This window comes from Lysinibacillus phoenicis (assembly GCF_047238325.1).
GTDB lineage: Bacteria > Bacillota > Bacilli > Bacillales_A > Planococcaceae > Lysinibacillus > Lysinibacillus irui.
This window is the reverse complement of record NZ_JBDFMP010000002.1, coordinates 4,331,945-4,355,473: the sequence shown is the minus strand read 5'-3', so window position 1 is coordinate 4,355,473 and position 23,529 is coordinate 4,331,945. Positions and strand designations below refer to the sequence as shown.

The following is a 23,529-nucleotide window of genomic DNA, read 5'->3' as shown; positions in this document are numbered from 1 at the left end:
TTCCATCAAAATAGCCACACTGCTACTTGAACAGTATGGCTATTTTCTAAATTATTTTACTGCACGAATAAAAATGCGTTCGCTGTCATATTCTGGTGCTTCATCTGTAAAATCTGCTGTAATTTCAACATGGTCAAAACCTATCGTACGCAACCAAGTCATATACTGGTCAATAGAGAAGGTGCGTTGAATATGCTCTTCGTCAAAACGCTCATATAATTCACTCGCGATATCCCGAACATAAAAAGTCATTTGATGGATAACGGAATGCTCGTAATCTGCAGGTTCTGTATGCCATACATAGCTAATATCTCCATCATCATACGTAAACGGTCCATCTAAAAAGATCTCATTCATTTTAAATAAGGAGTGGACGTCAAAAAATAGCTGTCCCCCGTCTCGCAGAGCATGATAGATACGTTCTAATGTCGTATAGACAGCTTGCTCCTCTATCACATAATTAAGGGAGTCTATAGTAATTGTAACAACGTCCAATGCCTCAAAGCCGTCTAATTCATCCATAGACATACAATATAAAGGTGCATGATATCCTGCAGCAGTAAAACGTTCTGTAGCAATGGATAACATCTCTTCTGATAAATCTATACCGCTGACCTTATAGCCAGCCTGTGCAAATAACAAGCTAAGCACACCCGTTCCACAACCAATATCTAACAATGCTGGATATTGACTACTTGGTGCATGTTGTACAACCCAATCTACATAAAGATTATAAGGAATATCCTTTTGTAGCTCATCATAGACATGGGCAAAGCGTTCGTAACTACTCACTTAGGCCTCAGGCATGTCTAATTGTGGTGCATCGCCCCATAGACGCTCTAAATTATAATAAGCACGCTCATCCTTATGGAAAACATGTGCCACTACATCACCTAAGTCTACAAGTACCCAACGAGCTGCATCGAAGCCCTCGATACGGCGGATTTCATAGCCCTCTTTTTCCGCTATGTCCTGCAATTCACGCGCAATAGCTTGCACTTGGCGATCTGAGTTACCGTGAGCAATGATAAAATAATCCGCTAAAAGGGAAATTCCTTGCATATTTAAAACGACAATATCCTCACCATGTTTGTCGTCGATTGCTTTGTACGCTGCTTGTAATAAAGTTGAAGTCATCCTTCACTATCCTCTCTGTTCATCATATCGTTATAACATTCTATTGATAAAGGAAAAATTGGCTGCTTTGTGTCTATTAAAAATGCCAATGTATGGCGGACACAAGCACTCATGGCCTTATCCAAATTTTTTTGAGCTTTTTTGCGCAGACGATCGACACCTTCAAATCGGCGATTCGGTTCAATCATATCTGCTACAAAAATGATTTTTTCTAAACGACTCATACTAGCGCGTCCTGTTGTATGGAAACGAATCGCATTTAGTATCTCTTGATCAGTGATGCCAAACTCGCTTTCTGCTATATATGCACCAACCGGACCGTGTAGTAATTCACTGCCCCAGCCAATTAGTTTTGGATCTAATTTTTTTTCACGAACGATGTCCTCCATCCATTCAATGTCGGCATATTTAGCAATATCATGGAGGATTGCTGCTGTTTCAGCTTTTTTCGCATCCTCCCCATATTTTTGTGCTAAAGAAATTGCCGTTTCCATTACACCGATTGTATGGACATACCGTTTTTCAGGCATTCTTGGCTTAATCGCCGCTAAATACTGTTCGCGTTCCATATAGACCTTCCTTCCGTATGAACGTCTCTACCGCTTCTGGTAGCAAAAATGTCACCGTTCCTCCAGTAGCAAGGCGTTCACGAATCAGTGTGGACGATAAATCGATTTGAGGCACTTCCACCATACATACAGGGTAATCTGTCGTAGCCGTTGTTCCTGGACGCTTTACTCCAACAAATTGCACAAGTTTCACTAAATCATCGATACAATGCCATGTATGGAGCGAATCAATCATATCTCCTCCGATGATAAAGTGGAATTTCACATTTGGTTCTCTTCTACACAATGCTGAAAGTGTCTCATAGGAATAGGATACGCCACCCTTCTCAACCTCATACGACTCTACAGAAAAATGTGAAAATGGACGAATAGCCAGCTTCACCATTTCAAGTCGTTCAGCATTACTTGCATCGAAACGAGCATGCTTATGTGGTGGTATTGCATTAGGCATAAAACGAATTTCATCTAATTCTAGCGCATGAAAAACTTCATTTGCCATCATTAAATGCCCTATATGCGGAGGATTAAATGTTCCTCCCAGTAAACCGACCCTTTTCATCGTTTCACCTTATTTCGTTGCTTTTGGTAATACAATCTTTTTATGATTGCGTGATTCTTTATATAAAACAACTGTAAGACCGATTAATTGGACAAGCTCTGCATGTGCGCCTGTTGCAAGTGCTTCAGCAACTTCATGTTTATCTTCTTCACAGTTATCTAAAATACGTACTTTAATTAGTTCACGTACTTCTAATGCCTCACGAATTTGCTTTGTCATTTCGTCATTAACGCCGCCTTTTCCTACTTGGAAAATAGGTGTTAAATGATGTGCTTCCGCACGTAAAAAACGTTTCTGTTTACCTGTTAACATAAAAATTAGTTTCCTCCTAATTGTGCCTTAAGCTGCACAATCATTGAATTTGTATTTGGATACTTTCCTATCCAGTGCTCAAAAGCGATGGCTCCTTGATGTACAAACATCCCTAGACCTGTAACAATCGTTGCTCCCCTTTTTTCTGCTGCTTGTAAAAAAGGCGTCATTAATGGATTATACACAATATCTGCAACAATTGCTCCTTTCGAAAGCAAATCTAAAGAAAATGGCATGGAAAAATTGCCCGTGGCAAGGCCAGCCGATGTCATTTGCACAATAATGCTGAAATCAGCTAAAGTCTCTTCTGCTTCTTTTAATGAAATCGCACGACCTATTCCCATTTCATCAATAATAGCTTGAGCATTAGCCACTGTACGATTGGCAATGGACAAATGGCTATAGCCTTGCTGCTGCATAGCAAAAGCAATACCACGAGCAGCGCCTCCAGCACCAACAAGTAACACAGGCTTGTCTTTATGCGACGTACCAACGGCTTCTTCAAGTGAGCGAACAAAACCGATACCATCTGTATTATAGCCTTTCAGCTTTCCTTCCATTGTTCGTACGACTGTATTCACTGCACCCATTTTTTGGGCCAGCTCATCTAGCTCATCTAAATAGGGTATGATGGCTGTTTTATGGGGAATTGTAACGTTCCAACCACTTGCTCCTAATGTTTTCAAACCAGCCACTGCTGACTCTAATTGATCAGAAGGGACATGTAAAGGAATATATGTCGCATCTATCGACATGTCCTCGAACCAAGCATTATGCATGGCTGGTGATTTTGAGTGTTCAATTGGATCACCCATCACTGCAAACCACTTCTTCATTTTCTAGCCCTCTCTCTACTTTATCCTTCGATTTATATAAGGGAAGGACGAATTGAAACTTGTACACCTTTTGGTGCATAAGCTGCCACTACTACATTGGCATGTTGAACTGTAATCCAGCCCAGCCCAGAGAAAACAACATCTGTTTTGGCTTCTTTAATAGAAAACTCATGACGAACTAATGGCGGTAGTTGATCGATGAAATCTGCAGTTGGTGGTGCCAGAAGTTCTCCTTTATGTTCTGCGTACAACGTATCTGCCTTCTCTAGCTTTGTTCGATGAATTGGTAAATCGTTGGCTACATGAATTGTAAAGGCAGAGCGATCTCCCTGAATGAAATCAAATCGAGCTAAAGCCCCAATAAATAAAGTTTGTCCAGCATTTTGCTGATAAACTTTTGGTTTAATTTCTTTTTTCGGCATAATATATTTTAATTCACTGGAATCAATATGATGAGCCATTTGATGATGATTAATAATACCAGGTGTATCATATAATGCACTACCATCATCTAATGGAATTTCAATCATGTCTAATGTTGTGCCAGGGAAATGAGAAGTTGTAATGACTTCACCTTCACCTGTTGCCTGTTTAATAATACGATTAATGAACGTAGATTTCCCAACATTTGTACAACCAACAACATAAACATTTTGCCCTTTTCTGTACGCGTCGATAGCTTCCATTGCTTCAGCCATCCCCTTGCCTTTATGAGCACTTACTAACAGGACATCGACAGGCTGAAGTCCAAGAGCCTTTGCTTCTCGTTTAAGCCAGTTGATTACTTTTTTAGGTTTTACCGATTTTGGTAATAAATCTGCTTTATTGGCAATCAACAGGACTGGGTTATTTCCTACAAAGCGGTGAAGCCCCGGTAACCAGCTCCCATTGAAGTCAAAAATATCAACAATTTTTACGATTAAGCCTTGCTGTGTACCAAGACCATTTAAAATACGTAAAAAGTCATCATCTGTTAATGACACTGGTTGAATTTCATTGTAATTTTTCAAACGGAAGCAACGTTGGCAAATGACCACATCCTTCTCTAAAGATGATGGGGGTGCATACCCAACTGCTGTTTTATCTTCTGTTTGAATTGTTGTACCACAGCCAATACAATTTGGCATTTCAATCATTCTTGTTCCTCCCAAGTTATAATTCCTTTTCGTTTCAAATCATTAAACACGCGACGTTCAATGAAACGATTCAATTTTGTTACAAGCCCATCCGATTGGGCAACAGGTTTAACTAACACTGTATGCAGACCTAAGCGATTGGCACCCATCACATCTGTAAGCAGTTGATCTCCTACCATCACTACTTCATTTGGACGCAAACCTAGCTGAATTAGCGCATTATAAAAAGCATTTCGAAGTGGCTTTCTTGCCTTGTGAATATATGGGATACCTAATGGCTCAGCAAAATGTTTTACACGTGCCTCATTGTTATTCGACGCAATAATAACACGAATTCCTGATTCTTTCATAATGCGTAACCATATGATTAGCTCTTCAGTGGCATCTGGACGATCCCATTCAACCAGCGTATTATCCAAATCTGTAATGATTCCTCTAATACCTAATTCTTGTAACTTCTCTGGTGTAATTTCAAAAATATTCGTCACAAATTCGTTTGGTAATAAAAAATTATACAAAATAGCGACCCCTAATCTTAACGTATTATTCGACCATTATAGCATATTTGCAAAGGCTTCACCCATTCTAATTGGGCTTCCTTTAACAACATTATCCGTAAATTCAATCGCATCCTTTTCAAACAGCATCACAACGGTAGAACCAAATGAGAAATAACCAACTTCTTGCCCTTTACGCCATTTCGTTGTTGTATTAGTAAGCACAATTGAATTAACAAAGGTTGCGCCCACTTTTATAAATGCTACATGTTGCTTATTGTCTACTTTCAATTCCGTCACTAAACGATAATTATGAGAAATTGGTTTTTTACCGTATGTAAGACCAAGCTGATTCACAGGATAAGATTTCTGACCAAGTGTATATTGTCGTAATACTTCTCCATCAATTGGACTATGGATACGATGATAATCTGCAGGACTTAAATAAAATACGATATAATGTCCATCCGCATATTGTGCTGCTCGTTCTGTATTGCCGAGTAAATCCTGTAATGCATAGGGTTTACCCTTTACAAGAAATGTCATATCCCACTCAATGCGTCCAAAAGATTCCACTTTAGCATCTACTGGACTGGTAAAAATGGCTGGATCTTTTTCAATTGGCCGAGCATCTTCTAGCAGTTCTCTTGTAAAAAAATCATGTAAACATGAAAATTGTTGTTGTTTTTTTGAAACTTCTTCAAGGTTAATATCGTATAACTTCATGTAGCTTGGAATTATACGTTTACTCCACTTCGCTTTTGCAATTGTCTGCAAAAGATGGGAAGATTGCTTACCATTCGTTAGTTCTATCAAGCGTTGATATAGTTTTTCTTTCATTCAGTAAAACCCCTATCCATTAATTTAGACTGTCAATTTTTTCGCATTCGAAGTATAATGGTACAATATCTTAAGTGCAAAGGAGTGATCCCCCTTGTTTTTTTATCACAAGTTGGTGGATACCACGGTTAAGAAAATGAAATCGCACGCAGCTAACTTCATCACAATTAGTAATATGTCCTTTGGAGGCGCGGCTATTATGGCCACTTTACATGAATACTATAGCTATAGTGTCTTGTTTATCTTTATTGCAGCTCTTCTTGATCGCTACGATGGTAAGGTAGCGAGAGCGCTCGGACAAGTGTCAGAGCTAGGTAAACAATTAGATTCTATGAGTGATATTATATCATTTGGCGTGGCGCCTGCATTACTAATGTATGAAGTTGTTCTAGTTGATTTTGGTTTTGCCGGCATGATGATGGCCGTATTATTTATCGTCTGTGGTGCGATGCGTTTAGCTCGCTTCAATATTAGTGAAGCGAATGGTTATTTCACAGGTTTACCTATTACAGCTGCAGGTACGTTCTTAACTTTAACGTATTTCGCGGCCAATACGTTCCATCCGGCATTTTATCTTTTCCTTTTTCCCATTTTAGCTTTACTAATGATTAGTACATTTACGTTAAAAAAAGTGTAACAGCGCATTTGCTGTTGCACTTTTTTCATTTCCCACAGCTTTTAAACATATACTGTCGAAAAATGGGGAAAGGATGAAATCATTCAATGAGCGGAATTTTCACATCAATGTTGCAGTTATGGCTTGAGATCCCTGCGTTGCTTGGCTACTTAAAGGGGCAAACATTCCATAAACCCTTTTCAAAAGAAGAGGAAGCTGCTTGTATTGAACGATTTTTAGGTGGCGATGAGCAAGCGCGTCTTGATCTGATCGAACGTAATATGAGGCTTGTCGCGCACGTCGTTAAAAAATTCCATCCAAAACATGAACAACTCGATGATTACATTTCCATAGGAACAATCGGTCTAATGAAAGCAGTAGAGAGCTATACCCCTGACAAAAAAACACGACTCGCCACATATGCAGCTCGTTGTATTGAAAATGAAATTTTAATGCATCTACGGACACAAAAAAAGGTTCAGAAAGACGTTTCTTTGTTTGAGCCTATCGGGACTGATAAAGACGGAAATGCACTGCAAATTCGTGATTTACTTCAATGTGATGAAGAAAGTGCAACAGAGAAGTTGGAGCATAAAGAGCATGTAGCACAGTTATATCATTATTTGCATATGCTTGATGAACGCGAACTTGAAATTGTAACACTGCGATATGGCTTAAATCAACAGGATGCACTTACACAAAAGGAAATTGCTGCTCGATTAAATATTTCACGAAGCTATGTATCTCGCATTGAAAAACGAGCACTTATTAAACTCTACCAACTGTACAAACGAGACCAAAAGTCGGTTGAATAATTTATTGTAAAATGGACAATAGAAAAATTCAATGCTTCTTTGGCGGAAGATGTGCCTATTTCATGGCATAGAAAAAAGCCCCTTGCGACATGACTATGTCGCAAAGGAGCTTTTCCGTCATACATACTATTAATGTGCTGATTCTGATAGTTCTGCTGAAATCAGTGTGCCGATTAAAGTTGTTAAAATGACTACACCCGCTGTTAGAAATAACATCGTGAATGCCTCCCATTCTATTATGAAGAGATTGATTAGTCTAAAGTGTAGCATTTGTCCTTTATTCTAACTGTGATTTTTCTCACAGAAAAATCAGCACATTTTGACCATTTTGTGTAGTTTATAGTGAGGCAATGGCTTTTAATACTACTTGTGTCGAATGCTTTGCAGCAACTGGTAAAAACTCATCAAAGCTAATATTCGATTCTTTCCCAGCAATGTCTGATAGCGCACGAATGACAACAAAAGGTGTCGCAAATTGATAACACACTTGTGCAACCGCTGCTGCTTCCATTTCTACAGCCTTCATTTGAGGGAAATGACGACGAACAGCTTCTACGCGTTCAGGATCATTCATAAAAGCATCCCCAGAGCAAATTAATCCAATACCATACTGATGCTCTCCAACCGCCTTAACAGCCTCTTCAGCTACTTTCATCAATTGTTCATCTGATTTATAGGCTGCCGGCATACCAGCCATTTGTCCGATTTCATAGCCGAAAATAGTGACATCTACATCATGATGACGAACTTCATCGGAAATGACTACAGCGCCAACATCAAGAGCTTCATCATACCCACCTGCAGATCCTGTATTAATGACAACATCTGGCTTAAACTCATGTAAAAGTATTGTCGTAGACATGGCAGCATTCACCTTACCAATACCACTTTTTAATAACACGACTTCCTTACCCTCATAGGTTCCTGTTGTATATTCACTACCTGCGATGGTTGTACTTTGTGTATCGTTTAATGCTGCTCTTAGTAGCTCTACTTCCTCTTCCATTGCGCCAATTACTGCAATTTTCATGAACTGTTACTTCCCTTCTTTATCAACTCTATTAAAAATAATCAAAAGAGTGATTTTCGTCAATAGGCGCCTTCTAATGTGTTCAGTTGCTCTAGCTTCACAGGCAACCAGCCTTCATTGTCAACCCATTCCATGCTGACACGGTACATTTGAGATTTATCTTTACTTGAAACCGTTGCAATGGCTGAATTAGGACCACCATTATTTTGCATACGCCAGATGATCATATTGCTTTGGTCGATACCTGTCACAGTAGAAACTGTTGCTACTTTTTCAGCCCAGTCTACAGACGTATCGTCATATGAAGACACATGCTGGCCTGTTTGTGTTGTAGGTGTTGGCTGCCAGTTTTTATTCGTGATGACCTTGTCTACAATAGGATTATCTGAAGTCGATTCCTCAGGTGTCCCTTGCTCCTCTTGTGATGTCTCAGATTCCGCTTCTTCCTCTTCCTGTGAAGGTTTTTCTTCGTCGACAGCAAGATCTTTATCCTCTTCATTCGCAGGCTCTTTGTCCACTTCTTTTTCTTTATCACCGCTCTTTTCCTCTTGAGCTGGCTCATCTTTTACTGCTTGATCTGCATCATCTTGCCATTTAAACACATAGGTTGCTGTGATAATAATAAGTACGACCACAACGCCAATTAAAACATTCAATAGTTTATCTAGCTTTTTATTACGAGATGGCTGCAAATGACGACTACTTCGAGTTTGTCGTTCACTCATAATGTCTCCCCCTCTCTAGCAAATATTCTATCAAGTTCGACAGCACTTGCAAATAATTATACTCACTAAATTACTAGGAAGCCTGATAATCAAATAATGGTAAAAGCAGTTAGCCTTTCTTGGAAAGAATGGCCAACTGCTTGTACATGTTAACATTATTTAATAGAAATAATTTTCACTTTCATTTCGCCACCAGGTGTTTGAACAACTACTTCTTCGCCTTCTGCGCGGCCTAGTAGACCTTTAGCAATTGGTGATTCATTTGAGATACGGAATTCCATAGGATCTGCCTCTGCTGAACCAACAATTGTATAAGATTCTTCTTCTGTCGAAGGTTTACCATTAATAATTTCTACAAATGTAACCGTTTTCCCAAGTGATACTACACTGTTATCTGTCTCATCCTCAGAAATAATGACTGCGTTACGAATCATTGATTTTAATGTAGAAATACGACCTTCTAAAAAGGCTTGTTCTTCTTTTGCTGAATCATACTCAGCGTTTTCAGAAAGATCTCCAAAATCACGTGCTATTTTAATACGTTCAACGATTTCTTTACGTGTTTCAGTTTCTAATTTTACTAATTCTTCTTCTAATTTACGTTTCCCCTCAGCTGTCATAGGGTACTGTTTTTCATTTGCCAAAGTCCTTCACTCCTTGTTTCTTCAATATAAAAACATAAAACTCGACTAAATGCTTGGAAATTGCACTTAATCGAATTTTATTATTTTTAAACGTTTTCAAATTACGCTTTGACCTAATAGTATGCATACCTTTTTAAAATATGCATGAAAATATTGTCAATACCACTCTATCTTATTACAATACGTTGTCGGTTTCAAGAATAGTTTTAATTTTCGTGACCATTAAATCAATTGCTACCTCATTATCCCCACCTTCTGGAATAATGATATCAGCATAACGTTTTGTTGGTTCAATAAATAAATTATGCATAGGTCGAACCGCCGATAGATACTGCTCAATTACTGAATCTGTTGTACGTCCACGCTCTTTAATATCACGCATGATACGACGAATAATTCGTAAATCCGAGTCTGTATCCACAAATAACTTAATATCCATTAAATCACGTAAATCAGCATCCTCTAGCACTAGAATACCTTCTAGTATAATAACATCCACTGGCTCAACATGAATGACTTCTTGTGCTCTCGTATGCTGCACGTAATCGTAAACAGGTTTTTCAATTGGTTGACGCACTAAAAGTTTTTTTATGTGCTCAATTAATAAATCGTTATCAAAAGCTAACGGATGGTCATAGTTAGTTCCTAGGCGCTCTTCAAATGTTAAATGACTCTGATCTTTATAATAAAAGTCTTGTTCAATGACAACAACTGAATGATCGCGAAAAACATCATAAATAGCACGTGTCACACTCGTTTTCCCTGAGCATGAACCACCAGCGATTCCGATGACAACTGGACGCTTTACTGCCATTAGTTATTCTCCTTTCGCATCATGTTATGCGGCTTTAATGGTGTCTCACATTTAAATTTAACAATTTGTAATGGATGACGGGCTGCATCTAGGCTATTGCCATCCTCATCCCATATTTCTCCCATTGTCATTCGGAAGTTCTCGATTTCAGGTCCAAAGAACTCCACTTCATCACCTGGTTTAAAATAATTACGTTGCTGCATTGTGACAATTTTTGTCTCTGGATCATGATCTAAGATCAAACCAGCAAATTCATACGTTGTTTTACGACCATGCAAACCAAACATTTGCTCTTCGAAGCCAGGTGCATCATGGAAGAATGCTTCAGCTGTATCACGATTTGCACATTTATCTAGCTCTTCAAGCCATTCTCGTTTAATTTTAAAGTTATCTGGATCAGCACAATAGGCATCAATTACTCTACGATAAACTGAAACAACTGTCGCTACATAGTGAATGGACTTCATACGACCTTCAACTTTTAAAGAGTCGATGCCAAGCTCAATCATATGAGGAATTGCTTCGATTAATTTTAAATCTTTTGGACTCATAGCAAATGGTGCATGATTATCATCGAAAAGTGCTTTTTCTTCACCATCTTCTAATTCGTATAAATCATAGTCCCAACGACATGATTGGCAGCAACCACCACGGTTGGAATCACGCGCAGTCATATGATTGGACAGAACACAGCGACCAGAATAGGCAATACACATTGCACCATGAACAAAGGCCTCGATTTCAATATCAACCTTTTCCTTCATTAGCTTCATTTCTTCGCCGCCTACCTCACGTGCTAAAACGACACGATGTAAGCCTTCTTCTTTCCAGTACTGTACTGCCTTCCAGTTAGATAGCGATTGCTGTGTTGAAAGGTGAATTTCAAGCTTAGGTGCTGCTGTACGGCATGTTTCGATAATCAGCGGATCCGCTACGATAATACCTGTTACGCCTGCTGATTCAATATCCTTTAGGTAACGCTCTAAGCCATCCATATTTTCATTGTGGGCAAAAATGTTTGTTGTCACATAAATTTTTGCGCCGTATTTATTGGCAAACTCCACACCCTCACGCATTTCCTCAATCGAGAAGTTATCTGCATTGGAACGAAGACCAAACTCTCGTCCACCGATAAATACTGCATCTGCTCCATAATGAACAGCGACTTTTAATTTTTCTAAGCTACCTGCTGGGGCAAGTAGCTCTGGTTTTTTAGTAATGACACGTTTACCGTCGACAATCTCACGGATTTTGTCATTTTGTTCTAACGCTAATGCCATGTTATTGCCCCCTCCTAGTAAACTGTTTCCTTGAAGATAAAGCCTGTATCTAATGGTCTAATGGCTGGTTGAATATCTTCAATTTTTGCTAATAAAGTATCTTTTATCTCTTCATACGCTTCTTCGGATTCATCAAAATACGCATCAATAGCTTGACGATAGGCTTCTGTTACCGTTACGACATAGTCAGCCGTTTGTAGAACACCTTCAATTTTCAGAGCATCAATGCCACCTTCAAATAATTCGCCCAGCTCATCAATAATACACATATCATTTGGACTGAAAATATGTGTTCCATTCACATCTTCGTAAATTGGATATTTATTATTTCGCTCATCATCATGTAGGAACATATTGCGATTTTCTTGACGATTTTCAATAGCCATTACTTTATCTTGGTATAAAAAATAATGACCAAGTAAAGGACGTTTAGATTGGAACATACAAGTCATACCATGTACTTGTACCTCAATTTCCACCTCGGCATTTTCTTTAATTTCTAATACTTCATCAAGAGAAAGCTCACGTGCTAACACGGCACGAGTTGCACCACGTTTTCCCCAATAGTTCGCTGTAAACCAGTTTGTAGCAGTTGTCTCTGGGTTCCAATGTAATGGAATTGTAACGCCCTGCTCACGACGAATAATTAATACCGCTGGATCCCCGTAAATTAAACGATCCACTCCGATACGTTGCATTTCTTTTAAATAGTCAGCAAGTGCGTCTAGTTTCTCATTATGGAATAGTGCATTGACCGCAACATAAACCTTTTTACCTGCTGCGTGAATAAGCTTCGTTGCTTCTTCCACTTCAGCAACAGAGAACTCCCCTGCTAGACGTAGACCAAATTGTTGTTCACCAATGACAAAAGCATCTGCTCCAGCTTCTAATAGTGCTTTTATATGTTCTACTGATTGTGGTGTCACAAGCAATTCCGGTTTTTTCATAGTAGTCACCTCTTCAAGCATAGTAATAAACCGTCACCGACTGGTAAAAAAGCACTTGTATAATCCGGGTGCTTCATGATCCAATCTGTGAAGTTTTTTAAATTGCGAATCATTGTCCGCTTACGACGTGGAACATCCTTCAAATCTAAATCAGACAACCCATGCATGTACATATTATCGATATACAAAACTCCACCTGATTTTACTAAAGGGGCATATTTTTCAAAAAAGCGTTGGTATTGTCCCTTTGCGGCATCGATAAAAACAGCATCGAATGTCGTGTGAATGGCCTCATCGTCCACCTCTAAAGCATCACCTTCAATGACCGTAATTCGTTGTGATACGGTTGAACGTTCAATATAGGCTTTCGCCCTTGTTACACGCTCTACATCACGTTCAATTGTAACAATATGGACGTCAGGCAAAGCCTCCGCCATTCGAATAGCAGAATAACCAATTGCCGTGCCAATCTCTAAAATTTTTGACGGATTTTGAATACGTAACAGTTGATTTAATGCATCAATCCCTGCTAGTTGCATTATCGGTACATGATTCTCCTCCGCATATGCTTCCATTTCTAAAAGCAATTCATTACGTGGCTGTATAAATGATTGTATATATGCATCTGATAATTCCATTGTTTCACCCTCATTTAAAAAGCAACAAGCATTTTGCTGTTGTCTGTACTTCATCATTTATCAACAAAAAGAAAAAGACCAAACGTGATGTCTTGGTACTTTGCCATACAAAAATGAGCAATTGTTTAGATATGCAAACAATTGCCACCACGCATATTTGTCCCGCATAAATGAACGGATTGATCAAAAATCACACTTTATAATAGCATGAAAATAGAAGGAAAGCTATTTTTCTTTCCTTCTATCCATCTGTTTGCTATATGCTTTTTAAGCTTTACATAAGCTTACTCTTCTTTTTGTAAATATTTTGCTATTTTCTGTAAATGTTCATCATATGTTTTCGAGAAGTGGTTGACACCCTCTTTATCTGCTAAGAAATAGAAATAATCTGTTTGACTTGGGTTCAAGGTAGCCTCAATCGAAGTCTTACCAGCACCAGCTATTGGTCCAGGTGGTAGGCCTTTATTTTTGTAAGTATTATAGGCATTATCGACTTCTAAGTCCTCAAATAGAACACGATCTTTATGATCTCCAAGTGCATATAAAACAGTTGGGTCTGTTTGTAAAGGCATTCCTTCGTTAATACGATTATAGAAGACGCTTGCTATTGTCTCTCGATCTGTTTGAGCAGTAGCTTCCTCCTCCAATAATGAAGCAAACGTTAATAGTTGATGAACTGACATTTGTTTTTCTGCTAAAACATCATGATAGTTCTTAACCACATTATTTGTGGCTGCTATCATCTCTTCTACGATTGATTGTAAAGATGGTTTTTCTTCAAAGTAAGAATAGGTCGCTGGGTATAAATAGCCCTCTAAGTCATAGCGAATGTTATCTGCTAACACAGCATCTGTTACAAGCTCAGGATAGTTTGCCATCATTTGTTGCACAAATTCTTCACTTGTCACAAGATCCATAAATTCTTTTTGTGTGTATGGTGTTTTCTTTTCAATTACCTTACCAATTTGCTCAAGTGTTAAGCCTTCCGGAACAGTCATCGTAAAGACTGGCTTACGATATACTTTCCCTGTTTTCAAGCTTTCAATGAGTTCATCAAATGTCATTGCCTGTGTTAAATCATAATTTCCTGCCTGGAATTGAGATTCATTTTTAAATTTAGCATAGTATTTAAAAACACGTGCATCTTTAATGACACCTTTTTTCTCTAGTAATGTAGAAATGGAGGTTAAACTCGAACCTATTGGTACTTCTACTGCTATTGTTTTTGTTGCATTAGGATCAAGTGGTTTTAATGCACCCTTTACATAGTTGTACCCAAATAATCCAACTACACCTATTATAAGCACGAAAACAACGGCAATAATTGCAACGATTTTTCTCACAACTTTTACCTCAGATTTTCTTTCTTGCATTTTTGAAAACATTTCTTGTTTTTTAGAACCGTTATCCACGGGTTTCCCCCCTATCACTAAACATTATCATACTAGAAATCAACTTTCACGACAAACAGAAATCGACAATTCAGGAGAAATTACATATGTAAAAAATCTGCCAACAATCATTGTTAGCAGATTTTTGAGCTTAAAGAAATCGTTCAAACTATAAAGTATTTAATACTTCCTCAACAAATTCCCACTCTTCATCCGTCTCAATCGGCAACAATTCTTCAATTTGTCCATCGTTTCCAGCAATATATTGTGCAGCAAATATATCTCGTTCGTCAATAGGTTCATCCGTCGCTTGAACATATAAAACATACGATTTGCCAAATTGCTCAGATGAAAACGTATGAATAACCTCACAAACATGATCTGTCCCGTCTTCCTCTGTCACCGTAATAAGTTGTGGTTCATCTTCCTCAAACTCATCAAGAAGTGTTAACACCACTTCATTAATCATTTCCCACTCCGCATCTGTTTCAACAGGTTGTAAATTTATCATCTCACCACTATTGTCATCATAATCAAATGTCATCGCTGAAAGATCACCTGGGATTTCTTGACCACTCTCATCTAAAATTGAAAATAACACATAGGACTTGTCTTCTGCATCAAATGTAAAGACCACATGGCAGCGTTGTTCCTTCCCATCTTTTCCGATTATCATAAATTCTTGCGTTTCTTCATTCATTCGATTTCCTCCTTTTATGACAGTTTATTGTCATGTTATTGAGTATTTTTTGTTTTCTTAATTAAGCTAGTTACTTTTTAAATGCTTTCATCCTATATCTAGGTAGGATTGGACACCTTTTGAGCAGTTTCACTCTGCTTGCAAGCGGGGCCTGCCTATGTTTGAGCGCTTTCTACTCACTTCCGAGCGGCTACCACCTGTTTATGAGCGCTTACCATTCACTTCCGAGCGGCTTCAGCCTGTTTATGAGCACTTACCCTTCACTTCCGAGAGGCTTCAGCCTGTTTATGAGCGCTTTCTACTCACTTCCGAGCGGCTACCACCTGTTTATGAGCGCTTACCATTCACTTCCGAGCGGCTTCAGCCTGTTTATGAGCACTTACCCTTCACTTCCGAGAGGCTTCAGCCTGTTTATGAGCGCTTTCTACTCACTTGCGAGCGGCTACAACTAGTTTATGAGCGCTTACCATTCACTTCCGAGCGGCTACAACTAGTTTATGAGCGCTTACCCTTCACTTCCGAGCGGCTTCAGCCTGTTTATGAGCACTTACCCTTCACTTCCGAGCGGCTACAACTAGTTTATGAGCGCTTTCTACTCACTTGCGAGCGGCTCCTACCTGTTTATGAGCACTTTCTCCTCACTTGCGAGCGGCTACAACTAGTTTATGAGCGCTTACCATTCACTTCCGAGCGGCTACCACCTGTTTATGACCGCTTTCTACTCATTTGCGAGCGAGTCCTGCCAATACATGAGCGCTTATCCTCTATTCTTAAGCGAACCCTGCCAGTTTATAAGCAATCTCATTTATCATTAACAACCTTTCTACTCTCTAAACACAATCGGATTCACATATTTAAGGTTTTCCGCACCCCTATAAAATAGACCCCAATAAAAAAGGAACAAGGACTGCAAGTTGCGATCCTTGTTCCAAGCTTTAAGTAAGAAGATTAGTCTTCGTATTCATCCTCTAAAGCGTTTAAAACGTCCTCTACCATATCCCACTCTGCTTCAGTTTCAATTGGTGTTAATTCACCATCTTCACCATTTTCAGAAGGTACGAATGAAGATACGAAAATTTCAACTGAACCATCTTCATCTTCTTCTGCGCCTACCATTGAGTAAAATACGTATGATTTCCCAAACTCTGGAGATTCATGAACGTGAATCACTTCACAAAGCTGCTCATTTCCGTTCTCGTCAATCACTGTAATGTGTTGAACGTGTAATTCTTCTTCATGGTTATGCTCTTGTGCCATGTATTGTCACCTCATCAATTAATTTTTGCTATCTAAGTAGCCTTGTAAAATCATCACTGCTGCCATTTTATCAATGACCTGCTTACGCTTTTTGCGACTCACGTCCGCCTCGATTAACATACGTTCAGCAGCCATCGTTGTTAGACGTTCATCCCATAATTTGACCGGTAGTGAGAAATGTTCTTCTAATAGCTTTTTATAGTTCTCAGAAGCCTCCCCGCGCGGTCCAACCGTATTATTCATGTTTTTCGGAAAACCTACAACAAATTCTGTTATAGTGTATTCCTTTACTAGCTCGGCGATACGTTCAATGCCGAACTCACCATTCGCTTCATCAATTTTTACGGTTTCAATACCTTGGGCGGTCCAACCGAGTGCATCACTTACAGCAACGCCTACGGTTTTTGACCCAACGTCTAATCCCATAATTCTCATTTCTAGTCCTCGTTATTCTTTTTGATATAAAATTTAACAAGCTCTTCTAGAATTTCGTCACGCTCAAGCTTGCGAATTAAATTACGAGCATCCTGATGGCGAGGAATATACGCCGGATCACCAGAAAGTAAGTAACCAACAATCTGATTGATAGGATTATATCCCTTTTCCTCTAATGAAGAATGTACTTTCAACATTACCTGCTTGACTTCCTGTTCCATTGATTCTTCTGGAAAATTAAATTTCATCGTTTGATCAAATGAACTCATGACCAGCACCTCGCTTTCAGAAATAAGGAGATGTGCAAACAAGCTCATCTCCAATTTCTCTTTATTATAACATGTTTTGGTGAATTAATTAAATGGATTTAACATAATCATACACAGAAAGTAGTGCTTCATCAAGTTTTGAAGCATCTTTTGCACCTGCCATCGCCATATCTGGACGACCGCCACCTTTACCACCACATGCTTCTGCGACCATTTTCACAATATTCCCCGCATGGTAATTGCCACCAACTAATTCTTTGGAAACACCTGCACATAGCATTACTTTTTCGCCATCAACAGCCCCTAGTACGATAACTGCTTTTGGCATTTTCGCTTTCAGGTCATCCATCATTTGACGCAGTTGATTGTTATCCTTCGCTTCTACTTTTGTAGATAGAACCGTCACATCTCCAATTGTCTGTGCTGCATCAACAATAGCTCCTGCTTGAGCATTAGCGATTTTTTGCGATAAAGCTTCATTTTCACGTTGTAATTCTTTATAGTCAGCTTGTAATGCCTGAACTTTCGTTACGATATCTTTAGGGTTTGCTTTTAATAATGCAGCTGCTTCATTTAATAGAGCCTCTTCTTCTTTAACCGCTTCATAAGCAACTTTACCTGTAACAGCTTCAATACGGCGAGTCCCTGCACCAATACCACCTTCTGAAACAATTTTGAAGAAGCCGATTTCAGAAGAACGTTTTACATGAATACCACCACATAGCTCAATAGAATAATCTCCGATTGAAACTACACGAACAACATCACCATATTTTTCACCGAACAATGCCATTGCACCCATTGCTTTCGCTTCATCTATAGCTTTTTCTTCAATAATGACCTCTATATCATCCCACACTTTTTCATTTACAATACGTTCGATTTGTTGTAACTCTTCTTTTGTAACTTGACCAAAGTGTGAGAAGTCAAAACGTAAACGGTCAGGACCTACATAAGAACCAGCTTGGTTAACATGGTCGCCTAACACATCTTTTAATGCACGTTGCATAATATGTGTTGCTGTATGGTTTTTAATAATTAAATTACGGTCATCACGATTTACTACTGCTTGCACTGCATCTTCTACATGCATTTCACCAGATTCAACTACTACAGTATGAAGCGGTTGCCCATTTGGTGCTTTTTGAACATCTTTAACTACAGCAGTAAAGCTATCATTTGAAATTGTACCGCTGTCGGCAATTTGACCGCCCATTTCAGCATAGAAAGGTGTTTTTGCTAAAATGACTAATGCTTCTTGACCTTCTGAAGCTACTTTGGAAACTTGGCCATTGACGATCATTGCAGCAATTTCAGTATTAGCTGTTAACGTATCATAGCCAACAAATTCACTTGCAACTGTTAAGTTTGCTAATACCTCATTTTGTACTTGCATGGAATCAACATCTTGACGTGCTGCACGAGCGCGCTCACGTTGCTCTTCCATCGCCGCCTCGAAGCCATCATGATCTACTTTCATGCCTACTTCCTCTGCGTATTCCTCTGTTAATTCGATAGGGAAGCCATAAGTATCATATAAACGGAAAGCATCTGCACCTGGAATATAATCATGGCCTGCTGCTTTTTGTGATTCAACTACTTCATTAAAGATAGCAAGACCTCCATCTAATGTTTCATGGAAACGAAGTTCTTCATTTTTAATAACGCGTTGAATAAATTCACATTTTTCCGTTACCTCTGGATAGAAGTCTTCCATAATTTTACCCACAGTTGGCACTAATTCAAACATAAATGGTTTTTCAATACCAATTTGTTTTGCATAACGAACAGCACGACGTAATAAGCGACGAAGTACATAGCCACGGCCTTCGTTTGAAGGAAGTGCTCCATCACCAATTGCGAATGCTACTGTACGAATATGGTCTGCAATCACTTTAAATGGTGTATTAATATCTTCCTCTGAGCCGAAAATTTCATTTAAGTCTACTTCGGACGGACGTTTATATTGACGGTTAGCAAATTCCTCGATTTTTTCAATAATTGGCATAAATAAATCTGTATCAAAGTTCGTTGGTACATTTTGAACAACGGATACAATACGCTCTAAGCCCATACCTGTATCAATATTTTGTTTTGGTAGTGGCGTGTAAGTGCCATCAGGATTATGGTTAAATTGAGAAAACACAAGGTTCCAAATTTCAAGATAACGTTCATTCTCCCCACCTGGGTACATCTCAGGGTCATTTTCATCTGAGCCGTATTCTACGCCACGATCATAAAAAATCTCTGAGTTCGGACCAGATGGACCTTCTCCGATATCCCAGAAGTTCCCTTCTAAACGAATTAAACGTTCTTCTGGAATACCAATTTCTTGATGCCACACATCATAAGCTTCTTGATCTTCAGGGTGAATTGTAATCGATAATAATTCTGGATCAAAGCCCATCCACTTCTTATCTGTTAAAAACTCCCATGCATAATGAATAGCCTCTTTTTTGAAGTAGTCACCAATAGAGAAGTTTCCAAGCATTTCAAAGAACGTATGGTGACGAGCCGTTTTCCCAACATTCTCAATATCATTTGTACGTATTGATTTTTGTGCGTTTGTAATACGTGGATTATCAGGAATGACACGACCATCAAAATACGGTTTAAGTGTCGCAACACCAGAGTTAATCCAAAGTAATGATGGATCATTTATTGGCACAAGAGGTGCTGATGGCTCATGATGATGCCCCTTTTCTTTAAAAAATTCCAAATACATTCGGCGAATATCTACTGCTTTCATTGGATAAATTCCTCCTATTTTTTATATTGTAAAATCACGATATGAATCCTGCAATCTACATGAATTACACCTTTAAGGTTCTACCGAAGAAAATAAAAAAAGCCCTCATCCCCAAAAAAGGGACGAGGACTTGTCATTTGTCTCGCGGTACCACCCTAGTTGTAAGTAAACGCTCTTACTTACCTCTTTAGCACTTGTAACGTCAGTGAACGGCAGGGATTAGCTGCACTCTGGAGTAGCTTTCGGCATTTGCTGTTGTGAGGATTTTTTCAGCCTAGAAATCCCTTTCTTTTCACACACAAATACGTACTGTCTCCATCATCGTTTTTACTTTTTCTATCGAAAATTATAAAAAAAAATTATTGTGCTGTCAATTAGTACTAGTATAACAAACGATAGCTATGCAATCATTTTTTTGAAATAGACCCACATGCCCCATGTAAATAACACTAAGAAGGCACTGATCGTAATTGTTGTAATCGGCGAGTCTTGATAAGGTAAAGGTACATTCATACCAAAAAAGCTAGTAATCACAGAAAGTGGTAACATAATTGTCGAGATCACCGTTAATAAGTTTAGTTTTTCAATAGATTTCCCACTAATAATTGAAAAATACGTATCTAGCGTACTGTTGACTAAATCACGATAGGTCTCCGTAGAATCAACAAGACGTTCTAAATGGTCATTTAAATCTTTATAGAATGGAATATTATCTTCTTGAATGTCAAATTTCCATTGACCATTCATAGTTGAAAAAATTCTTCTTTGCGGCATAATAGCTTGGCGAATTAAAATAATGTTCCGCTTCAGCGCAAGAAATTCCTCGGTAACGACTTTTGGTTGATAATCATAAATTTCTTCTTCCAGTTCATCAATGCGTGCTCGGATGCGCTCTAATACCGGAAAATACTCATCTGTAATTCCATCAATAATCGTATGCAGTAAAAAATCAGTGCCTTTTTCCATATACGTTGAACTATTGAAGCAAACCTTTTCCATATGACCAAGCCATTGTAATTTCTGTTTATGAACAGTGACTACATAATTTGGCCCCATAAAAATATTTAACTCAACAGTTGTAATTTCATTGTTACTTTTTTCATTGTAGATAGGCGCATGGAAAACAAAAAATTTATAATCACCATAGTTATCCATTTTAGGACGTGATCCTTCATGTAAGCAATCTTCCACTGCTAGTGGATGAAAGCCAAAGACATCTGCTATATTATTTAATTCATTATATTGATAAGCATATAAATCCACCCATAATAAATCTCCGTTAGGAATAGGAAGTTGTATATCAAGCATATTGAAATCATGTTGCACTGTCTTACTATTGCTTTCATAATAGTGAATTTTAATCATTATACTTCACCTCGTGTTTTGTTATGAGAAAGTAACAAAAGGTAATCAAACTTACCTTTTGTCTGCGTCGGTGATCAGAAATTGACGACTTTTTAATTGTTGCTGTTTACCTAAATAGTACTTATTCGGCTCAGGACTACTATCCATTTCTCATCACCTTCCTTTCATAACAAAAACACGCCTTCTACGAATGAAGGCGTGTTGAATACACATATCAAAAAATAGCAATAAAAAACATTGCATGCTTGTTACCTTCAAACGTTGAGTTTTAGCACTATGCGGCATAGGATTATGTCCAGCTACGTTAAAAAACACCTTATTTCGATGATTTCTGTTGACCCATTGGCGTCTCTCGACATTTTTGGGTAGTAGCGTATCTCCAGCATAGGAGCCTCACCTAACGAAGGGAGTTTATTCTTTTATTCCTACAAATCATAGCGGATACAATCACAACTGTCAAACAATTAATCAATCACTCTTCAAGAAATCTTCCACTCTCTGAACGAAATGCTCCCGATGATAAGACTGATAGAGCAGGCTAGTTAAACGTACAGGGTCACCAAAGAAAAAGCGTTCATAAAGTGTTTGTCTTGTGCCAAAACTACTCATCGTTAAATCCCAAGCCAAACGGAACTTTTTTACTCGCTCTTCGCCTGTATCTCGGATTGATTGTAAGTAGTGATCAAGATCACCGTCATCTGTTGCAAATGCTTTTGCACTTGGTATAGACATTAAACCGCTTGCCCCAAGTAGCTGGACAATATCTGTGAAGGTTGGATACACTTTCGGGAAAATTTGAATCGCGACCTGTAGCGTGGATAGGTCAGGTCGTATAAAGCCAAACAAATCTCTCTGTGCCTCTATTTCTGATTTTAATTGTAATGCTTTCATCGTTTCTAAAGCCACAATGACATCCACCACTTTTTGATGTACATGTTGGTATTCTCCAATATTAATTGTATCCACAATTGATTGTATGACCCCTAGGATAAACTCCGTCTTGGCAATTTGACGAGACAGTACTTGATGCAAGCCATAGGCCTGGAATCCACTCACATTCATAAATTGATTAGCAACGTCGACATTTTCATAGTAAAAAACACGATCCCATGGGACAACTACATCATCAAATACAACGATCGCATCCATTTCTTCAAAACGAGCACTCAAAGGGTGATCAAAAGTAGAATGTCCGCCTACAAAAGATTGTCGACATAAAAACTTTAAGCCCTTCGTATTACTCGGTATAGAAAAGCCGAAACCTTTTCCTTCATCATAGCCATTTGTAGATAAAACGAGCAATTCATCTGTTATACCACCCTGTGTTGCTAATAATCTTGCCCCTTTAATGACTAAACCTTCACTTGTCTTCTCGGTAATTTTTGCCGCAATCGTAATATCTTCATTTTCATGGTAGTAGCGCTGACGATTCACTTGTGGTTCGATAAAGGTATGTGTCATCGTTATATCATTTTCACGAGCATACTCATAAAACTTTAGTAAATGCTCAGGAAAACAGTTTGGTTTATCTTTTAAAAAATCTGATGCAGAAGCTAGGGCCATTAACGTCGTATTCATATAATCAGGACTTCTTCCTAAAAAACCGTTAGATGCTAAGGCCCATTCCCTTGCAGCTTGGCGTCTTTTCACAAGATCTTCTGGGGTCAAAACCTGAAGAAATGACATGCCGACTCTCTCTTTACTAGTTGGCGATTCGTATGTCATTTTTTCAAGAAGTGCCCTTTGATGTTGTATATCAAAAAGTTTCGCTTGACTTTGCATAACCCCTTTAAAGGCAGGATGTTCTGACACCTTTCCTGTCACAACTTCTCCATCAATCGAAATATACGTTTTCAAAGCATCAATGCGCTCAATATACTGCTGCCCTGTCATTATTGCCATACTGTCACCCCTATACATTTCCTATGTTTTTGTACTTATCTAGTATATGAAATGTCCAAAAATTAG

Annotated in this window: 27 protein-coding genes, 1 riboswitch and 1 other annotated feature; of the genes, 2 read left to right on the top strand and 25 right to left on the bottom strand. The window is 38.6% G+C overall.

The genetic code is table 11. From position 1 onward, the window contains the following. Window positions 1-51: 51 nt before the first annotated feature. From ABC382_RS23360 to ABC382_RS23320, 9 genes are read right to left on the bottom strand one after another with little or no spacing between them, the layout of a single operon-like run. Window positions 52-792: a class I SAM-dependent DNA methyltransferase gene (locus ABC382_RS23360; RefSeq protein ID WP_274793848.1), complete on the bottom strand. Its 741-nt coding sequence runs from the start codon at window positions 790-792 to the stop codon at window positions 52-54. Then, on the bottom strand, window positions 793-1,137 hold the full coding sequence (gene rsfS, locus ABC382_RS23355; protein WP_274793849.1) for a ribosome silencing factor: 345 nt from the start codon (window positions 1,135-1,137) through the stop codon (window positions 793-795). It abuts the gene before it with no gap. After that, entirely contained in the window at window positions 1,134-1,706 is a 573-nt protein-coding gene (gene yqeK / locus ABC382_RS23350; RefSeq protein WP_274793850.1) for a bis(5'-nucleosyl)-tetraphosphatase (symmetrical) YqeK, read from the bottom strand. The genes rsfS and yqeK overlap by 4 nt, the downstream gene beginning before the upstream one ends. Next, the gene (locus ABC382_RS23345) at window positions 1,675-2,265 is read right to left on the bottom strand and encodes a nicotinate-nucleotide adenylyltransferase (protein WP_274793851.1); all 591 of its coding nucleotides are present in this window, start codon (window positions 2,263-2,265) and stop codon (window positions 1,675-1,677) included. The genes yqeK and ABC382_RS23345 overlap by 32 nt, the downstream gene beginning before the upstream one ends. A gap of 9 nt (window positions 2,266-2,274) precedes the next feature. Continuing rightward, window positions 2,275-2,577 (bottom strand): ribosome assembly RNA-binding protein YhbY, encoded by a 303-nt coding sequence (yhbY, locus tag ABC382_RS23340; RefSeq protein ID WP_205444536.1) that lies wholly within the window; start codon window positions 2,575-2,577, stop codon window positions 2,275-2,277. 5 nt (window positions 2,578-2,582) lie between these two features. Next, a complete protein-coding gene (aroE, locus tag ABC382_RS23335; RefSeq protein ID WP_274793852.1) occupies window positions 2,583-3,413 on the bottom strand; it encodes a shikimate dehydrogenase in 831 nt (276 codons plus the stop codon). 32 nt (window positions 3,414-3,445) lie between these two features. Then, window positions 3,446-4,549: a ribosome biogenesis GTPase YqeH gene (yqeH, locus tag ABC382_RS23330; RefSeq protein WP_274793853.1), complete on the bottom strand. Its 1,104-nt coding sequence runs from the start codon at window positions 4,547-4,549 to the stop codon at window positions 3,446-3,448. Next, a complete protein-coding gene (locus ABC382_RS23325) occupies window positions 4,546-5,067 on the bottom strand; it encodes a YqeG family HAD IIIA-type phosphatase (protein WP_312506724.1) in 522 nt (173 codons plus the stop codon). The genes yqeH and ABC382_RS23325 overlap by 4 nt, the downstream gene beginning before the upstream one ends. Before the next feature lie 36 nt (window positions 5,068-5,103). Next, entirely contained in the window at window positions 5,104-5,886 is a 783-nt protein-coding gene (locus ABC382_RS23320; RefSeq protein ID WP_274793855.1) for a phosphatidylserine decarboxylase, read from the bottom strand. A 136-nt stretch (window positions 5,887-6,022) separates the two neighbouring features. Between ABC382_RS23320 and pssA the strand changes: the two genes are divergently transcribed. Together pssA and sigK are read left to right on the top strand one after the other, a co-directional pair. Continuing rightward, entirely contained in the window at window positions 6,023-6,523 is a 501-nt protein-coding gene (gene pssA / locus ABC382_RS23315; RefSeq protein ID WP_274797356.1) for a CDP-diacylglycerol--serine O-phosphatidyltransferase, read from the top strand. 86 nt (window positions 6,524-6,609) lie between these two features. Continuing rightward, window positions 6,610-7,317 carry an RNA polymerase sporulation sigma factor SigK gene (sigK, locus tag ABC382_RS23310; protein WP_274793856.1) on the top strand — a complete coding sequence of 236 codons (708 nt, stop codon included), beginning with the start codon at window positions 6,610-6,612 and terminating at the stop codon, window positions 7,315-7,317. Window positions 7,318-7,446: 129 nt separating this feature from the next. On the opposite strand, the gene ABC382_RS23305 is transcribed toward sigK, so the two are convergent. From ABC382_RS23305 to hpaB, 16 genes are all read right to left on the bottom strand, one after another. Next, window positions 7,447-7,587, bottom strand: a complete 141-nt coding sequence (locus ABC382_RS23305; protein WP_274793857.1) for a 5'-methylthioadenosine nucleosidase — start codon at window positions 7,585-7,587, stop codon at window positions 7,447-7,449. A gap of 67 nt (window positions 7,588-7,654) precedes the next feature. Beyond that, a complete protein-coding gene (gene mtnN / locus ABC382_RS23300; RefSeq protein ID WP_322611606.1) occupies window positions 7,655-8,347 on the bottom strand; it encodes a 5'-methylthioadenosine/S-adenosylhomocysteine nucleosidase in 693 nt (230 codons plus the stop codon). A 59-nt stretch (window positions 8,348-8,406) separates the two neighbouring features. Then, window positions 8,407-9,072, bottom strand: coding sequence for a YrrS family protein (locus ABC382_RS23295; RefSeq protein ID WP_312506726.1), 666 nt, complete (start codon window positions 9,070-9,072; stop codon window positions 8,407-8,409). Window positions 9,073-9,227: 155 nt separating this feature from the next. Continuing rightward, window positions 9,228-9,716 (bottom strand): transcription elongation factor GreA, encoded by a 489-nt coding sequence (gene greA, locus ABC382_RS23290; RefSeq protein WP_274793860.1) that lies wholly within the window; start codon window positions 9,714-9,716, stop codon window positions 9,228-9,230. A gap of 175 nt (window positions 9,717-9,891) precedes the next feature. After that, window positions 9,892-10,530 carry a uridine kinase gene (gene udk, locus ABC382_RS23285; protein ID WP_274793861.1) on the bottom strand — a complete coding sequence of 213 codons (639 nt, stop codon included), beginning with the start codon at window positions 10,528-10,530 and terminating at the stop codon, window positions 9,892-9,894. Further along, the gene (locus tag ABC382_RS23280; RefSeq protein WP_274793862.1) at window positions 10,530-11,810 is read right to left on the bottom strand and encodes a peptidase U32 family protein; all 1,281 of its coding nucleotides are present in this window, start codon (window positions 11,808-11,810) and stop codon (window positions 10,530-10,532) included. Before ABC382_RS23280 ends, udk begins: the two co-directional genes overlap by 1 nt. A gap of 14 nt (window positions 11,811-11,824) precedes the next feature. Beyond that, window positions 11,825-12,757 (bottom strand): peptidase U32 family protein, encoded by a 933-nt coding sequence (locus tag ABC382_RS23275; protein WP_322611607.1) that lies wholly within the window; start codon window positions 12,755-12,757, stop codon window positions 11,825-11,827. 5 nt (window positions 12,758-12,762) lie between these two features. Beyond that, window positions 12,763-13,395, bottom strand: a complete 633-nt coding sequence (locus ABC382_RS23270) for an O-methyltransferase (protein WP_274793864.1) — start codon at window positions 13,393-13,395, stop codon at window positions 12,763-12,765. A gap of 284 nt (window positions 13,396-13,679) precedes the next feature. Then, window positions 13,680-14,807, bottom strand: a complete 1,128-nt coding sequence (mltG, locus tag ABC382_RS23265) for an endolytic transglycosylase MltG (protein WP_322611608.1) — start codon at window positions 14,805-14,807, stop codon at window positions 13,680-13,682. A 148-nt stretch (window positions 14,808-14,955) separates the two neighbouring features. After that, the gene (locus ABC382_RS23260; RefSeq protein ID WP_274793866.1) at window positions 14,956-15,486 is read right to left on the bottom strand and encodes a DUF1292 domain-containing protein; all 531 of its coding nucleotides are present in this window, start codon (window positions 15,484-15,486) and stop codon (window positions 14,956-14,958) included. Between the two features lie 948 nt (window positions 15,487-16,434). Further along, window positions 16,435-16,743: a DUF1292 domain-containing protein gene (locus tag ABC382_RS23255; RefSeq protein WP_274793867.1), complete on the bottom strand. Its 309-nt coding sequence runs from the start codon at window positions 16,741-16,743 to the stop codon at window positions 16,435-16,437. Between the two features lie 18 nt (window positions 16,744-16,761). After that, window positions 16,762-17,178, bottom strand: a complete 417-nt coding sequence (ruvX, locus tag ABC382_RS23250; protein ID WP_274793868.1) for a Holliday junction resolvase RuvX — start codon at window positions 17,176-17,178, stop codon at window positions 16,762-16,764. A gap of 2 nt (window positions 17,179-17,180) precedes the next feature. Further along, window positions 17,181-17,447 (bottom strand): IreB family regulatory phosphoprotein, encoded by a 267-nt coding sequence (locus tag ABC382_RS23245; RefSeq protein WP_004226839.1) that lies wholly within the window; start codon window positions 17,445-17,447, stop codon window positions 17,181-17,183. A gap of 88 nt (window positions 17,448-17,535) precedes the next feature. Further along, complete coding sequence (gene alaS / locus ABC382_RS23240; RefSeq protein ID WP_312506729.1) at window positions 17,536-20,196, bottom strand: alanine--tRNA ligase; 2,661 nt, start codon at window positions 20,194-20,196, stop codon at window positions 17,536-17,538. 115 nt (window positions 20,197-20,311) lie between these two features. After that, window positions 20,312-20,527: a binding site (T-box leader), on the bottom strand. 68 nt (window positions 20,528-20,595) lie between these two features. Next, a complete protein-coding gene (locus ABC382_RS23235; RefSeq protein ID WP_322611609.1) occupies window positions 20,596-21,561 on the bottom strand; it encodes a magnesium transporter CorA family protein in 966 nt (321 codons plus the stop codon). 246 nt (window positions 21,562-21,807) lie between these two features. After that, window positions 21,808-21,973, bottom strand: a riboswitch (M-box (ykoK) riboswitch). Between the two features lie 56 nt (window positions 21,974-22,029). After that, the gene (gene hpaB, locus ABC382_RS23230; protein ID WP_322611610.1) at window positions 22,030-23,463 is read right to left on the bottom strand and encodes a 4-hydroxyphenylacetate 3-monooxygenase, oxygenase component; all 1,434 of its coding nucleotides are present in this window, start codon (window positions 23,461-23,463) and stop codon (window positions 22,030-22,032) included. Window positions 23,464-23,529 lie beyond the last annotated feature (66 nt).

Bases quoted from the DNA above. Each gene is read 5' to 3' on its own strand.
- hpaB (WP_322611610.1), bottom strand. From the start codon at position 23,463: ATGGCAATAATGACAGGGCAGCAGTATATTGAGCGCATTGATGCTTTG.
- pssA (WP_274797356.1), top strand. From the start codon at position 6,023: ATGAAATCGCACGCAGCTAACTTCATCACAATTAGTAATATGTCCTTT.
- ruvX (WP_274793868.1), bottom strand. From the start codon at position 17,178: ATGAGAATTATGGGATTAGACGTTGGGTCAAAAACCGTAGGCGTTGCT.
- yqeK (WP_274793850.1), bottom strand. From the start codon at position 1,706: ATGGAACGCGAACAGTATTTAGCGGCGATTAAGCCAAGAATGCCTGAA.
- ABC382_RS23260 (WP_274793866.1), bottom strand. From the start codon at position 15,486: ATGAATGAAGAAACGCAAGAATTTATGATAATCGGAAAAGATGGGAAG.
- ABC382_RS23280 (WP_274793862.1), bottom strand. From the start codon at position 11,810: ATGGCATTAGCGTTAGAACAAAATGACAAAATCCGTGAGATTGTCGAC.
- ABC382_RS23270 (WP_274793864.1), bottom strand. From the start codon at position 13,395: ATGGAATTATCAGATGCATATATACAATCATTTATACAGCCACGTAAT.
- mtnN (WP_322611606.1), bottom strand. From the start codon at position 8,347: ATGAAAATTGCAGTAATTGGCGCAATGGAAGAGGAAGTAGAGCTACTA.
- ABC382_RS23345 (WP_274793851.1), bottom strand. From the start codon at position 2,265: ATGAAAAGGGTCGGTTTACTGGGAGGAACATTTAATCCTCCGCATATA.
- aroE (WP_274793852.1), bottom strand. From the start codon at position 3,413: ATGAAGAAGTGGTTTGCAGTGATGGGTGATCCAATTGAACACTCAAAA.
- ABC382_RS23275 (WP_322611607.1), bottom strand. From the start codon at position 12,757: ATGAAAAAACCGGAATTGCTTGTGACACCACAATCAGTAGAACATATA.
- udk (WP_274793861.1), bottom strand. From the start codon at position 10,530: ATGGCAGTAAAGCGTCCAGTTGTCATCGGAATCGCTGGTGGTTCATGC.
- ABC382_RS23295 (WP_312506726.1), bottom strand. From the start codon at position 9,072: ATGAGTGAACGACAAACTCGAAGTAGTCGTCATTTGCAGCCATCTCGT.
- sigK (WP_274793856.1), top strand. From the start codon at position 6,610: ATGAGCGGAATTTTCACATCAATGTTGCAGTTATGGCTTGAGATCCCT.
- yhbY (WP_205444536.1), bottom strand. From the start codon at position 2,577: ATGTTAACAGGTAAACAGAAACGTTTTTTACGTGCGGAAGCACATCAT.
- ABC382_RS23255 (WP_274793867.1), bottom strand. From the start codon at position 16,743: ATGGCACAAGAGCATAACCATGAAGAAGAATTACACGTTCAACACATT.
- ABC382_RS23235 (WP_322611609.1), bottom strand. From the start codon at position 21,561: ATGATTAAAATTCACTATTATGAAAGCAATAGTAAGACAGTGCAACAT.
- ABC382_RS23320 (WP_274793855.1), bottom strand. From the start codon at position 5,886: ATGAAAGAAAAACTATATCAACGCTTGATAGAACTAACGAATGGTAAG.
- rsfS (WP_274793849.1), bottom strand. From the start codon at position 1,137: ATGACTTCAACTTTATTACAAGCAGCGTACAAAGCAATCGACGACAAA.
- ABC382_RS23245 (WP_004226839.1), bottom strand. From the start codon at position 17,447: ATGAGTTCATTTGATCAAACGATGAAATTTAATTTTCCAGAAGAATCA.
- ABC382_RS23305 (WP_274793857.1), bottom strand. From the start codon at position 7,587: ATGCTACACTTTAGACTAATCAATCTCTTCATAATAGAATGGGAGGCA.
- alaS (WP_312506729.1), bottom strand. From the start codon at position 20,196: ATGAAAGCAGTAGATATTCGCCGAATGTATTTGGAATTTTTTAAAGAA.
- yqeH (WP_274793853.1), bottom strand. From the start codon at position 4,549: ATGATTGAAATGCCAAATTGTATTGGCTGTGGTACAACAATTCAAACA.